Origin of the sequence: Nonomuraea phyllanthi (genome assembly GCF_006334985.2) — a bacterium.
GTDB lineage: Bacteria > Actinomycetota > Actinomycetes > Streptosporangiales > Streptosporangiaceae > Nonomuraea > Nonomuraea phyllanthi.
In genome coordinates this window covers 404,668-417,982 of sequence record NZ_VDLX02000001.1, presented here as the reverse complement: position 1 = coordinate 417,982, position 13,315 = coordinate 404,668, and the positions used below count along the sequence as shown (strand labels likewise).

At 69.3% G+C, this 13,315-nt stretch carries 12 protein-coding genes; 6 read left to right on the top strand and 6 right to left on the bottom strand.

The window, feature by feature from the left end; all coding sequences use genetic code 11:
- Positions 1-208: 208 nt before the first annotated feature.
- On the bottom strand, positions 209-1,363 hold the full coding sequence (locus FH608_RS01940) for an MFS transporter (protein WP_139628030.1): 1,155 nt from the start codon (positions 1,361-1,363) through the stop codon (positions 209-211).
- 313 nt (positions 1,364-1,676) lie between these two features.
- Between FH608_RS01940 and FH608_RS01935 the strand changes: the two genes are divergently transcribed.
- Positions 1,677-1,916: a DUF3040 domain-containing protein gene (locus FH608_RS01935; RefSeq protein WP_139628029.1), complete on the top strand. Its 240-nt coding sequence runs from the start codon at positions 1,677-1,679 to the stop codon at positions 1,914-1,916.
- On the opposite strand, the gene FH608_RS01930 is transcribed toward FH608_RS01935, so the two are convergent.
- The 4 genes from FH608_RS01930 to FH608_RS01915 form a co-directional block, all read right to left on the bottom strand.
- Positions 1,890-2,150, bottom strand: a complete 261-nt coding sequence (locus tag FH608_RS01930; protein ID WP_139628028.1) for a DUF6343 family protein — start codon at positions 2,148-2,150, stop codon at positions 1,890-1,892. The two genes, FH608_RS01935 and FH608_RS01930, sit on opposite strands and share 27 nt — an antisense overlap.
- Positions 2,151-2,174: 24 nt before the next feature.
- Complete coding sequence (locus FH608_RS01925) at positions 2,175-2,879, bottom strand: maleylpyruvate isomerase family mycothiol-dependent enzyme (protein WP_139628027.1); 705 nt, start codon at positions 2,877-2,879, stop codon at positions 2,175-2,177.
- A 17-nt stretch (positions 2,880-2,896) separates the two neighbouring features.
- Entirely contained in the window at positions 2,897-3,601 is a 705-nt protein-coding gene (locus tag FH608_RS01920) for a DUF4344 domain-containing metallopeptidase (protein ID WP_193318187.1), read from the bottom strand.
- A 145-nt stretch (positions 3,602-3,746) separates the two neighbouring features.
- On the bottom strand, positions 3,747-4,481 hold the full coding sequence (locus FH608_RS01915) for a hypothetical protein (RefSeq protein ID WP_139628025.1): 735 nt from the start codon (positions 4,479-4,481) through the stop codon (positions 3,747-3,749).
- 179 nt (positions 4,482-4,660) lie between these two features.
- Between FH608_RS01915 and FH608_RS01910 the strand changes: the two genes are divergently transcribed.
- Positions 4,661-5,533: a sugar kinase gene (locus tag FH608_RS01910; RefSeq protein ID WP_139628024.1), complete on the top strand. Its 873-nt coding sequence runs from the start codon at positions 4,661-4,663 to the stop codon at positions 5,531-5,533.
- 20 nt (positions 5,534-5,553) lie between these two features.
- On the opposite strand, the gene FH608_RS01905 is transcribed toward FH608_RS01910, so the two are convergent.
- Positions 5,554-8,817, bottom strand: a complete 3,264-nt coding sequence (locus FH608_RS01905) for a discoidin domain-containing protein (RefSeq protein WP_139628023.1) — start codon at positions 8,815-8,817, stop codon at positions 5,554-5,556.
- A gap of 239 nt (positions 8,818-9,056) precedes the next feature.
- Between FH608_RS01905 and FH608_RS01900 the strand changes: the two genes are divergently transcribed.
- The 4 genes from FH608_RS01900 to FH608_RS01885 all read left to right on the top strand — a co-directional run bounded on the left by FH608_RS01900 (position 9,057) and on the right by FH608_RS01885 (position 13,312).
- The gene (locus FH608_RS01900; RefSeq protein ID WP_139628022.1) at positions 9,057-10,046 is read left to right on the top strand and encodes a LacI family DNA-binding transcriptional regulator; all 990 of its coding nucleotides are present in this window, start codon (positions 9,057-9,059) and stop codon (positions 10,044-10,046) included.
- A gap of 116 nt (positions 10,047-10,162) precedes the next feature.
- Positions 10,163-11,512, top strand: a complete 1,350-nt coding sequence (locus FH608_RS01895) for an ABC transporter substrate-binding protein (RefSeq protein WP_193318186.1) — start codon at positions 10,163-10,165, stop codon at positions 11,510-11,512.
- Between the two features lie 4 nt (positions 11,513-11,516).
- The gene (locus FH608_RS01890; protein ID WP_139628020.1) at positions 11,517-12,383 is read left to right on the top strand and encodes a carbohydrate ABC transporter permease; all 867 of its coding nucleotides are present in this window, start codon (positions 11,517-11,519) and stop codon (positions 12,381-12,383) included.
- Positions 12,380-13,312, top strand: coding sequence for a carbohydrate ABC transporter permease (locus FH608_RS01885; protein WP_226898865.1), 933 nt, complete (start codon positions 12,380-12,382; stop codon positions 13,310-13,312). Before FH608_RS01890 ends, FH608_RS01885 begins: the two co-directional genes overlap by 4 nt.
- The last annotated feature ends 3 nt before the right edge of the window (positions 13,313-13,315 follow it).

Below are 13,315 nucleotides of genomic sequence, written 5' to 3'. Positions count from 1 at the left end.
GCCCGGCCATGGAGTCGGGTGACTCCTGGCGGCGGCTCGATGGCGTCCCACCAGTCTGCCCGATCGCGATCGTTCACCGCACCGCGCCGACCCCTGGCTCGGGCGCGGCGTTGCGGGGGTGCCGGGTCTCAGGGTCGGGTGTGGCGACGGCCGGGTCTCCAGGCCTGCCCGAGGCGGTTGCCTGAAGCGGCGGGACGGGCGGGGAGTCCTATGACGCGAGCGGCGGGGTGTCCCGGTCGTACGCCACCAGCGACACGGCGCCGAGCGCGCACGCCACCGCCACCGCTCCCATGACCGCCGGATACCCGGCGAACTGCGCGACCCCGGCCGCCAGCAGCGGCGCGACCGCCTTGGCCGTCGTGATGGGCAGCGCGAGCGCCCCGCTCAGCGACGCGTACGCCCTGGTCCCGTACCGGTCGGCCAGCAGGGCGGGCCGGGCGATGGTCCCCACCCCGAACCCCAGCCCGAACAGCACGACGGCGATGACGGCGCCCGCCGGGCTGCGGCCCATCAGCGGCAGGAGCACCGCCGCCAGCCCCTGGAGCCCGAACATGACGGCCGTGACAAGAGCGACCGGCCAACGCCCCTGCAGGCCGGTGGTGACGAGCCGGCCGGTGACGGACAGCACCCCGAGCAGCCCCGCGACCCCGGCCGAGAAGACGGGCGGGTGGCCGAGGGCGATCAGGTACGTGACCAGGAGCACCCCCATGACCGCCACCGCGCCCGTCTGGGTCAGGAAGGCGGCGGCCAGCAGCCAGAAGGGCCGTTCGCGCAGTGCCGTCCCGACGATCTCGCGCCGGGCGGCGTGCGGCGGGACGCCCCGGTTCCGTACGGCCAGCGCGTGCAGCGGCACGCAGGTCAGCGCGTATCCGGCGGCGAGGATGACGAGTGCCTGGCGCCAGCCGTACAGGTGGACGAGGAACCCGGTCAGCGGCAGGAAGATGGTGGAGGCGAACCCGGCCACGACGGTCACGGCCAGCAGCGCCCGCGCCCGCCGGGTGGCGTCGAACCAGGCCACGATGACCGCGAACGCGGCCTCGTACAGCACCATGGCCGAGGCCACGCCCAGCACCCCGCACACCAGGTACAACTGCGCCACGGTGCGGACCTGCGACCACGCCAGCACGGCGAGGCCGCCCAGCAGCGACCCCGCCGTCATCAGCCCGCGGCCGCCGTGCTGGTCCAGCCAGCGCCCGATGAGGGGCGCCACCACTCCGGACACCAGGACGGCGAGCGTGATGGCGCCGGTGAGTCGCGCGACCCCGGCGTGCAGATCACGGGACATCGGCGGGATGAACACCGAGAAGGCGTAATAGAGCACGCCGTATCCCGCGGTCTGCGTGATGGACAGTGCGCCGATCATCCAAATGTGGGACTTCGATCCCGGCGCGCCGATCACTCCATGTTCGTTCCCCTTCACCGACCGGAAATTACGGTGACAAATATCACCTCACCATCCCCAGAAATAACATGGTGTGAAAAGTGAATAACGTCGCGTCATGAGTTTTTCGGTCCGGTGACCGGCTGCGGACACGCCATTGGAAAAGGCGCGAGCCGGTGCCCGGCCCCGGGGGCGTCCCGAGCGCGGCGCACGCGGCCGTCCGTTCGCGGTGGGCATGCCTCCCCGGACCCTGGGTAAATGGTGGTCACCCGGCGTGTGAGCAGTGGTGATGGCGATGAGTCTCTCTGGGAAGGAACGCCGCATTCTCGCTGAGATCGAGCTGGCTCTCGAGCGAGAGGATCCCGAGCTGGCCAAGCGCGTCGCGGCGATCAACAGGATCGAGTCCGACGACAAGAGCCTTCCGAAGGCGTACGGCGAGAGGCTGCGAACGTGGGTGCTCGTCCACGTATGGATGATCTTCGCGGTCTGCGGCCTGGTGATCGTGCTGCTACTGGTGGCCGCCGTGACCACCTGAGTCCCTGCGCCGTCGTCGCAGCACCATCAGGTCGATGGCGGCGACGACGGCCACCAGGGCGGCGATCGCTGCCTCCCAGCGCCAGACCTCGGCACCGGTGCTCGCCGCGCGTACGGCGAAGAACGCCGCGGCGGCGATGCCCAGCAGCAGCGCCACGAGCGACAGGATGCGCCGGGCGCCCAACGGGCTGCGCGCCGACAATGGCTCCGTGCCCTCCCGGTTACGCAGCCACATGACCGATGTCTCCTCTCGGGGGCTTCAGGCGAGGCATCTGAGGGCGGAGGCGATGCGCGGGTCGAGCCCGTGCGAGGCGGGCAGCCGGCCCACCGTGGCCTCCACGAACTCCGGGTACGACAGCGTCCCGTTGACCCCGTCCACGGCCACCCAGACCTGCTCGGCCGTCTGCTCCACCTGGATCTTGGACTCCTGCTCCCGCAGCACGAACCGCCCGACGGCCACCCGCCACAGCGTCCGGTCGTCGGCCTCGGACTCCGGAACGGGCGCGCCCACGTCGTCGGCGTGGGTGGCGTACTCGGAGTCGTAGTGGAAGGCCTGCAGGCCGCACGGATAGGGCCCGGCCATCGTGTCGAGCAGCCCGTCGGGGCCGAGCTCCCGCATGCGCCGCCGCGTCTCGCCGTTCTTGACCCGCCACTCCTCCAGCACGTCCGCCACCGGCATGCCGCGCCGCTGCCGTACCGACCACTCGTTGAAGTCGTTGAACCCCGACACGCCGGCCTTGGACAGCCTGGTCAGCAGGTCCTGGACGGTGTGGTCGAGGCAGGCGTGGTTGTACAGCTCCTCGCCCGCGAGGTGGCCCAGCACGTCGCGGACCGACCAGCCCTCGCAGCGGGACGGCCGCGCCCAGCCGGCGTCATCGAGCCCGCCGAAGAACCGGCCGAGCCGGGCCGCCTCGGCGTCGAGGATGTCGAACGGATTGAAGTCTTTGAGCAGGTCCTCGGCCATACCCGGGACGCTACCCGCTATGCAGGGGCTTTCACGGCGAGGGCGCCGAGGGCGGATTTGACGCCGTCGTACTCGGCGGCGCACGAGGGCGCCCGCTCGGGCGGGACCCAGCCGCCCTGGGCGATGCGCCGGTACTTGCCGGGGTCGGAGCCGTACAGCAGGCAGGAGAACGTGTCGGATTCCTCGGGCCCGGACAGGGCGTCGAGGCCGGACTGGTCGGCGAGCAGGTGGCGCGCCTCGGCGGCGCCCACCACGCGTCCTGGCGCGTCGCTCGTCAGCGTCAGCGCCGCGAACCGGTCGGCCTGCTCGTCGCTGTCGGGCAGGCCGTTGAGCGTGCTGAGGGCGTGGCCGAGCTGGTGGTGGAAGAGCACGGACAGCGCGGCGTCCATGCGGCCGGACCAGGCGCGGGTGTCGGCCTCCTCGGTCTCGGAGACGCCGGACATCGTGCGGCGGGCCCTGTCGACCAGCTGGTAGCAGATGGTGATGCGGCGCTCGTCCTGGTCCCACGTGGCCTCGGCCGCGTCGCAGTCGCGCGCGGTCACCTCGATCGGGGCGGGCAGCCTGATGCCCGTCTTCAGCGCCCTGCTCTCCTTGAGGAGCTTCATGGCCTGCTCGGCGCGGGGGGAGCCGGGTTGCTCGTAGTGGACGGTCAGCTCCGGTGCGGGAGCCGCTCCCAGCGTGCTCGCCGTGCTCAGGACGAGGGCGATCAGGGGAAGCGGCATGCGGTGGCTCCTTCGGGGGTCGATCAACGCAATGCGAGACTCCATTCACGGGATGGGTGATCGCTAAACGTGGGCGACGGTAAAGGAACCGGAAAGCCGGAGGCCCGGCCCCCGCGAGGGGACCGGGCCTCAGGTGATCGAGTGATCAGTGACGCCACCAGTGGCTGTAGACCCGCACGTAGTCCGAACGGCTCTTGGTGCTCTGGAGGTTGTCGTCACCGGAGTAGACGGCCCGGAACCAGCCGCTCTTGTAAGCGCGCGTCTTGGCGTAGAACTTGCCGTCCCACCTGGTCTTGGCGGAGTCGACCCACTTCCACGCGCTGTGGCCGCTGGCGCGGTAGTAGACGTTCACGCGCTCGCCGCGGACGCCCTTCCAGCGGTCGTCGTCCTTGGCCTGCAGGCGGCCGGAGATGTAGATCGACTTGCCCTTGCGGACCTTGGACGGGCTGGCGTAGAAGCGCGAGACCCGGGTGTCGGACTTCTTCTGGATCTCGACCGCGAAGTACGCCGAGTCCCTGGCGATGACCTTGCCGTCCTCGTCGAAGGCCACGGCCGTGGCCCGCCACTTGCCGGCCGGGTCGTTCTCGTTGAAGCCGATCGCGAAGCGCCAGCCCTCGAGGTCCTTGACGCTCTTGGCGCGCAGGGTGCGCACGCCGGCCGGAGCCACGCTGAGCTCGACCTTCTCGACGTCGCGGCTGGCCCCGACGTCGAAGTACGCGGTCGTCTCGGCACCGGCCTTCACCACGACCGGGTTGGGCGTGATGTCGCGAATCCTGAGCTGGGTGTGCGTCTGGGTGGACGCCGAAGCGGCGCCGGCACCCGACACCAACATGGCCCCGCCCACAAGGGCGGAGACGATACCGAATGCGATCTTTCTCATGAGGGTGCTGATTCCTCTCCCCGTATTGACTCAAGCCGGCCCTCGGGGGTGGCCGGCCCTTTACTACTTTGAGCCCCGCGATGGGAGAAAGGTTGGCTAAAAGTCGAGAAAATATTTGATCACGGCGCTAACCAGCGCGAATGAGGCAAAATTTCATGTGACCCACTACAGTCTGGCCCATGACCGACGTCTACACGCTCGGCGAGCCCTTGGGGGTCGTCTCCAGCGGCCGCGTCCGGCACGAGAGCGAGGCCAGGCTCGACGTGTGCGGGCCCGAGCTGACCTTGGCGATCGCGCTGGCCAGGCTGGGGCACAGGTCCGCGTACCTGGGCAAGGTGGGCGACGACGAGCTGGGCGCCAGGGCGCTCACCGCGCTCAAGGGCGAGGGCGTGGACGTGGCCGACGTGCGCGTGTCCGAGGGCCTGCGCACCGGGCTGGTGCTCAGGGAGATCCGCGTCGGGCGCGAGCTGAGGGTGACGCAGTACCGCGCCGGCTCGGCGGGCTCGCGGCTCGCGCCCGGCAACGTGCCGATCGACCGGATCGCCGCCTCGAAGATGCTGCACGTCACCGGCGTCACGGCGGGCATCGGCAGGGACGCGCTGGAGGCGGTGCGGACCGCCGTGACCGCCGCCAGGAACGCCGAGGTGATGATCTCCTTCTCCGTCGAGTACGTCCCGGAGCTGTGGCCGTCGGTGCGCGAGGCCGAGGAGGTGCTCGGCGAGCTGGCCTGCGCCTCGCACCTGCTCTTCCTCCGCCAGGACGAGCTCGACCTGGTCAAGCCCGCCCTCACGCCGGAGCGCGAGGTCGTGGTGGACCGTGGCGCGAAGGGCGCGAGCGTGCGCGCCGACAGGATGCGGTACGACGTGCCCGGCTGGCAGGTGCCCATCGTGGACACGGCCGGGGCGGGGGAGGCGTTCGCGGCCGGCTACATCAGCGCCGCGCTCGACGGCCTCATCCCGCAGGAACGCCTGCACCGCGGGGCGCTGTTGAGCGCCGCCGCGGTGACCAGCGTCAGCGACTGGCAGGGGTTGCCCACCAGGTCAGAGCTCTAGTTCGTGGCTCCAGTTGGTGGTCAGTTGGTGGTCAGGGTGAACGTCGAGGTCGTGTTCCTGATGTTCTGGTGGTTGTCGGCGAAGGTCAGGCCGTTGATCGTGGCCGACCCGACGGCCGGTCCCTGACCCGGCTCGGGCATCTCGTTGACCCAGATGCCGAACCCGGACTTGGCGTCGAAGGCGTCGCCGCTCTTGTGCGCCCCGCTGATCGAGACGTTGGTGAGGATCGTGTCCTTGACGGGGTTGAGCGGAGCGCCGCCGGAGTAGCCGGTCTGGAACATGATCCCGCTGTACGTCGGGTCGACGATGTCCAGGTTGTCGACGCGGATGCCCTGGAACACCTTGGACGAGGAGAACAGCCACAGCGCCGGGAACGTCTGCTGCCCCCAGAAGTGGCCGCCCGCCCGGACCAGCGAGATGTTCTCGAACGTCGTCGGCGGGCTGGCGCCGAACCCGTGCATCGGGATCCCGAAGTCGAGCGAGCTGATCGTGACGCCCGGGTACGTCAGCGTGTCGGCGACGTAGATGTTCCTGAAGGTGTTGTCGTAGCCGCCGTAGACCGCCACGCCCGCGGCCCGCCAGGTGAGCAGCGAGGTCAGGTTCTCGTAGACGTTGCCGGTCTGCTCGCCGGGGTTGTTGTCGGTCGCGGAGAACAGCGCGAAGCTGTCGTCGCCGGTGGCCCTGGTCTCGACGTTGGTGACGTGGTTGCCGGTGCTGCCGTTGGTCATGTTCAGGCCGTCGGCGAACATGTCGCGGATCCGGGAGTTCTTGATCGTCATGTTGTCCGTGTTCGAGCCCCAGTACAGGCATACCTGGTGCTCGGTCCAGATGTTGTCGATCGTCATGTTCGCGACGTTCGAGAAGTCGAACACCTTACCGGGGCCGTCGATGCGCGTGGTGTAGTTGCCGAAGTAGGCGAAGTTCGCGAACGTGGAGCCGTTGGCCGAGGCCTCCGTGCGGAAGCCCACGTCGGTGTTCTCCTGGCTCGCGGGGGAGTGGAACCGGGTGAACCACGGCCCGGCGCCGACGATCTTGACCGACTTGCCGTACACCTGGAACTTGCCGGTCGTCTGGTAGTCGCCCTGCGGCAGGTATACGCCCACCAGGCCGGCGTCCATGCGGGCCTTGTCGAGCGCGTTCTGCACGTCCTGGTGCGAGAATCCGGCCGGTACGGCGTACTTCGCCGGGTCCGGGTTGGGGATCGGGGTGGCCTGCTCGAAGTCCACGAAGTCGATCGCGTACGTCTGGGTGTTGGCCGCGTCCTTCTGCAGCCTGATCCTGCTGCCCTTCGGCACGGTGGTGCCGAGCAGCACGTTCGCCTCGTCGTAGATGTGCCGGGGCGGGCCGGCTCCCGGGCTGTTGCTCGGGCTCGCCTCGGGGCCGTAGAGCCAGGCGTAGTGGGAGGTCAGGTTGATCGCCTTGAGGAAGGTGCCGTCGACGTAGACGTTCAGCGTGGAGCTGAGGCCGCCGCCGCCCGCGGCGTCGGGCATCGAGAAGCGGGTGACCAAAGTGTTGGTGTCCGCCCGGGTGGTGAACTCGACGTACGCGCCGGTCTGGTTGAGCGTGACCGCGCGCCGTCCCGAGGCCTCGCCGGCGAGCGTGCCGATCTCCCTGCTCGGGCCCACGCGGGCCGCGCCGCCGCCGATCACGGCGTCCTCGGCCTCGTACGTGTCGTACGGCATGTTCGCCCCGCGGCCCACGAACAGCGGCAGCTCGCTGGTGTTGTTGTCGCGCTTGACGGGCAGCTCGTCGGCGTCGCCCGCGAGCACCGTCTTGACCGTGTACCTGCCGTCGGCCGCGGTCCACGTGCCCAGGTCCACGGGGCTCGTGGTCGCGCCGGGGGCGATGGCGCCGCTCGCGGAGCCGGTCAGGGTCCTGACGACGGTGCCGGAGGCGTTCGTGACGGTGAGCGTGATGCCGTGGGACCCGCCACTGGACGCGACCGTGCCCTGGTTCTTGATCGCCACCGAGAACGTCACCGTGTTGCCCGCGGCGGGGTTGCCGGGCGTCCAGGCGACGGGGGAGGCGATCAGGTCGGCCGTGTCGACCGGTTTCACGGTCAGCGTGCCGGTGGTGGCGTTGTTGGCCTCGTTCAGTTCGATGACGTCGTCGTCCTCGTCCACCTTCGCGGAGAGCTGGTACGTGCCGGCGTCCCTGGGCCCGATGTCCGCCGACACGGTGGCCGACGCACCGGCGGCCAGCGCGCCCACGTTCGCGCTGCCGACCTTCTCGGTGCCCGCGTAGAAGGTCACGGACGTGGCGGCGGAGCCCGCGGTGCCCGCGTTCCTGACGGTGGCGGAGAGCGTGACCGCGTCCGTCTCGACCGGAGCGGCCGGGCTCGACCTGAGGTCACTGACGGTCAGGTCCGGGTTGGCCGACGCCTCGCCGAAGACCTGGAACTCGGCCACCTGCCCGCCCGGGGCCCCGGAGTTGGCCGTGAACCGGAGCTGGACGTCGGCGACCTCGGCCGTCACCGGGATGCTGACGGCGTTGCCGGTGGCCGGGTCGAAAGTGTAGCTCTTCGCCGGAACCAGGCTGCCGAAGGCGGTGGCGCTCTGCTCGCGGCCGAGCACCTGGATGGTCTGGGTGCGCCTGGCCCAGACGGGGTCCGGGTTGAGCTTCAGGGTGATCGAGCTCAGGTGGGCGTTGGCGCCGAGCTGGACGGTGAGGGTGCCGGGGTACGCGGCGCCCTCCCAGTAGGTGCGCACGTCGTCGTCGTTGGCGTTGGCGGCCACGTACGTGTGGGTGTGGGAAGACTCGGTGATGGGCCTGCCGAGCGCCAGGTTCGTCCCGTCGTCCGGAGGGTTGTCCGGCGCGCTGCCCCAGACCTCGAACTCGCTGATCTGGCCGGCGGGCCACCCGGTGTTCGCGGTGATCCGCAGCCGCACGTAGCGGGTGGTCGTGGCGTCGAACGTGATCGTCGCCGTCGGGTCGAAGGTGTACGTGGCCGAGCCGACGACCGTGCTGAAGGCGGAGCCGTCGGCGCTGCTCTCGACGGACAGCGTCTGCGTGCGGCGGGGCCAGCCGGACGGCAGCTTGAGCACCAGCCGGTCGATGCTCGCGGGGACGCCGAGGTCGACCTGGACCCACTGCGGGAGGGCGTTGTTGGCCGACTCCCAGTAGGTGGCCTGGTTGCCGTCGGTGACGTTGGCGGCGGGGTAGACGTCGGTGAAGCTGCTCGCGGTGGCCGTCTTGCCGGCCGCGACGTTCACGTCGGCCGCCGCGTGGGCGGGTGCGGCCAGGAGTCCGATGAGTAACGTAAGGGCGGCTAACACTGCTCTCATGGGGGTGGCCCTTCGTGTATGGCGGATTGGCCGAACCATAGGATGTCCAACAGATACCCGCAATATTTGGACTGTTTTTCGCAAGCACTCGACTGACAGCGACGTCGTACTCGAGCATCCCTCCGCTGGTCAGCGGCGGTCGCGAGCTGGGAAGCCCGCCATATGCGCGGTGCAAGCCCCGACGTACGGCCGACGCAAGCCGTTGCAAACACTTGCGCCGATGGCCGTATAGTTTGCGCATGACGCGACGACTCGCAGAGGTGGCCAAGAAGGTCGGGGTGAGCGAGGCGACCGTGAGCCGCGTGCTCAACGGCAAGCCGGGGGTGTCCGACGCGACCCGCGAGGCCGTGCTGACCGCCCTCGACGTGCTCGGCTACGAACGCCCGACCCAGCTGCGCGGCGACCGGGCCAGGCTGGTCGGCCTCGTGCTCCCCGAGCTGCAGAACCCGATCTTCCCCGCGTTCGCGGAGGTGGTGGGCGGGGCGCTGGCCCAGCAGGGGTTCACCTCCGTGCTCTGCACCCGCACGGTCGGCGGCGTCTCCGAGGCCGACTACGTCGACCTGCTGCTCCAGCAGCAGGTGAGCGGCGTCGTCTTCGCCGGCGGCCTGTACGCCCAGGCCGACGCCTCCCACGGGCACTACGAGCTGCTGCACGAGCGCAAGCTGCCGACCGTCCTGGTCAACGCGGCGGTCAGGCGCCTCGACTTCCCGCAGGTCTCGTGTGATGACGCGGTGGCCTCCGAGATGGCGCTGTCCCACCTGCGCGCGCTCGGCCACGAACGGGTCGGCATGGTGCTCGGACCGAAGGACCACATGCCGTCGCGGCGCAAGCTGGAGACGTTCCAGGCGGAGGGCGGCGACCCCGAGCTGGTCGAGCACACGATGTTCTCGCTGGAGGGCGGGCACGCCGCAGCCGCCCGGCTGGTCAGGCGCGAGGTGACGGGCGTGATCTGCGCGAGCGACCTGCTCGCGCTCGGCACCATCAGGGCGGCCCGCCGCGCGGGGCTCGCCGTCCCGGGGGACATCTCGGTCATCGGCTACGACGACTCGGCGCTGATGAACTGCACCGAGCCGCCGCTGACCACCGTCCGCCAGCCCATCGACGCCATGGGCCGCGCGGCCGTGGACCTGCTGGTGGCGCAGATCGACAAGGCGGTGGTGCCGGCGGACGAGCTGCTGTTCGAGCCGGAGCTCGTCGTCCGCGCCTCCACCGCCCGCGCCCACCCCTGACCTTCAGGGACTGTGTCACGTGACACAGTCGTTATCTTGCAATAGTCCGTCGAAATATTGCGAACTTCGATCCGCGATCCTATGGTGTGGGCACCTCGCATCAGAAGGGTCAGACCATGCGGAGATCCACCGGACTCTTGCTCGTATCCGTGCTCGGCGTCTCGGCCACAGCCTGTGGCTCCAGCGAGCCCGCCACCCCCGCCCCCGGCGGCGCCAAGGCCGTGACGATCACGGTGGCCTGCCAACCGGCCAAGTCCGCGCCGAAGGAGCGCAAGGCGTGGGACGACGACGTGGCCACGTTCATGAAGGCGCACCCCGGCGTGACGGTCAAGAGCACGGACCAGCAGCCGTGCTTCGACCCCAAGACGTTCGGCCCCAAGCTGGCGGGCGGCCAGATGGAGACCGTCTTCGTGGTGCCGGTGACCAACTACGCCGACGTCATCGCCCAGGGCCAGGCGCTCGACATCACGCAGTACACCAGCAGCATCAAGAACTGGAACGACCTGCGCCCCGACGTGCGCGAGCTCGTCACCAAGGACGGCAAGGTGTACGGCGTGCCGAACGTGCACTACAGCGTCGGCCTGGTCTACAACCGCGCCCTGTTCACCAAGGCCGGGCTCGACCCGGACAGCCCGCCCAAGACGTGGGCCGAGGTCCGCGAGGCCGCCAAGAAGATCGCCGGGCTCGGCCAGGGCTACGTCGGTTACGGCGAGTACTCCGGCGGCAACACCGGCGGCTGGCACTTCACGCAGGCCATCTACGGCCGCGGCGGCTCGATCCTGACCCCGGACAACAAGCAGGCCGCGTTCAACTCGCCCGAAGGCAAGGCCGTGCTGCAGAACCTGCACGACATGCGCTGGGTCGACAACAGCATGGGCAACAAGCTCCTGGTCGGCTGGGAGTCGCTGATGATGGCGATGGGTAGCGGCAAGGTCGGCATGATGCTGGGCGCGCCCGACGTGGTCACCGACGTGGTCAACAAGTTCAAGGGCAACGTCGACGACTACGGCATCACCGGCTTCCCCGAGGCCAAGGCGTCGCTGAGCGGCGGCGAGGCGTTCATGATCAACCCGAAGGCCACGCCCGAGGAGGCCAAGGCCGGCTTGGAGTGGATCGACTTCCGCTTCAACACCGTCGGCAAGGGCCGCTTCGACTTCGCCCGCGGCAAGGCCAACGGCAACCCGGTCGGCGTGCCCGACAACGACGTCTACGGCGCCTCGCCCACGGGCAAGGCCATCCAGGAGGACCGCGTCAAGAACGCCTCGCTGCCGGTCGATCACTACCAGCCGTACGTCGAGGCCGCCGCGACCATCCCGCCGAAGGCGGAGCCGGTCCACGCCCAGGAGCTGTACGCCATCCTCGACGTGGCCATGTCGGGCGTCCTGAGCCGCGAGGACGCCGGCATCGACGAGCTCCTCGCGGACGCCGAGACCAAGGCGAACGCCATGCTGGCGGCCAAGGGCTGACCTTATGGGGATCTTGAGGCGCAATCTGACGGCCTACGGATTCCTCTGCGCGGCGCTGTTCTGCTTCACGGTGTTCGCCTGGTATCCGATGGTCAGGGAGTTCGTTCTGAGCTTCCAGAAGACCGACCTGATCAACCCGCCCACCTGGGTGGGGCTGGACAACTTCAAGGCGGCCGTTGCGGACCCGGCCTTCGGCGAGGCCTGGCTGAACACCGTGGAGTTCACGCTCCTCGCGCTGCTGTGCGGCTATGCCGTGCCGTTCGTCGTCGCGCTCGTGCTCAACGAGCTGCGCCACGCCCGGGCCTACCTGCGGTTCGTGGTCTACCTGCCGGTCATGCTGCCGCCGATCGTCGCGGTGCTGCTGTTCAGGTGGTTCTACGATCCGGGGCCCGGGCTGTTCAACCAGGTCCTGGACTTCTTCCACCTGCCGCCGCTGGCCTGGCTGGACTCGTCGTCCACCGCCCTGATCTCCCTGGTCCTCGTCTCGACCTGGATGAACATGGGCAGCGCGACGCTGATCTACCTGGCGGCGCTGCAGAACATCCCGCCCGAGCTGTACGAGGCCGCCGAGCTCGACGGGGCCGGGATCCTCAAGCGGATCAGGCACGTCACGATCCCGCAGACCCGGCTGATCCTGCTGCTCATGCTGATGCTGCAGATCGTGGCGACCATGCAGGTGTTCATCGAGCCGTACATGCTGACCGGCGGCGGCCCGGAGAACGCCACCGTCTCGGTCGCGTACCTGATGTACCAGTTCGCCTTCTCGCAGATGAACTACGGCCAGGCGGGGGCGCTCGGCATGATGCTCATGTTCGCGCTCCTCCTCTTCGCGGCCTTCCAGCTGCGCACCACCAGGGAGGACCGGGCATGATCTCCGTCGGGGCCCGCGCCGCCACCGGGCGGCGGCGGCAGAGGAGGCGCTCGCCGAAGCCGATCCAGGTGCAGTTCCGCACGATCGTCTCGCCGCACCAGCTCAACAGCAGGTGGGGCCGGCGGATCTACTGGCTGGTGCTCGTCGCGGTCATCGTGCTCTTCACGCTGGCCTTCGTCTTCCCGCTCTACTGGATGATCACCGGCGCGATGAAGACGCCGGAGGAGATCGCCCAGATGCCGCCCACGCTCACCCCGGAGGCGCCCAGCCTGGACGCGTTCTTCGAGGCGTGGGACCTGTTCGACATCGGCACGCTGCTGGCCAACACCGCGTACTACGCGCTGGGCGCCTGGCTGTTCTCCATGGCGGTGGACGTGACGGCGGCGTACGCGCTGTCGAAGCTGCGCCCGATGTTCGGCAACGTGGTCCTCGGCGCGATGCTGGCCACGCTGATGATCCCGCCGATGGTCATCCTGATCCCGCTCTACGTCACGATCGTCGACCTGGGGCTGCTCAACAACCCGTGGGGCCTGTGGTTCCCCGCGGCGGCCAACGGCTTCAACATCTTCCTGCTCAAGCGGTTCTTCGACTCCATCCCGCGCGAGCTGATCGAGGCGGCGCAGATCGACGGCGCGGGCCCGCTGCGGGTGCTGTGGTCGGTCGTGCTGCCCGTCTCCAGGCCGATCCTCGGCGTGGTCTCCATCTTCACGATCGTCACCGCGTTCAAGGACTTCGTCCTGCCGCTGCTGGTCATGACCGACAGCGAGAAGATGACGGTCAGCGTGGGCCTGTCGCAGACGGCCGGAGCGGTGACGCAGAACCAGGTCATGGGCGGCCTGTTCATCGCCAGCATTCCGATGATCATCGTTTTCTTCATCTTCCAACGGCACATCATGGCGGGACTCACCGCCGGAAGCATCAAGGGATAAGCG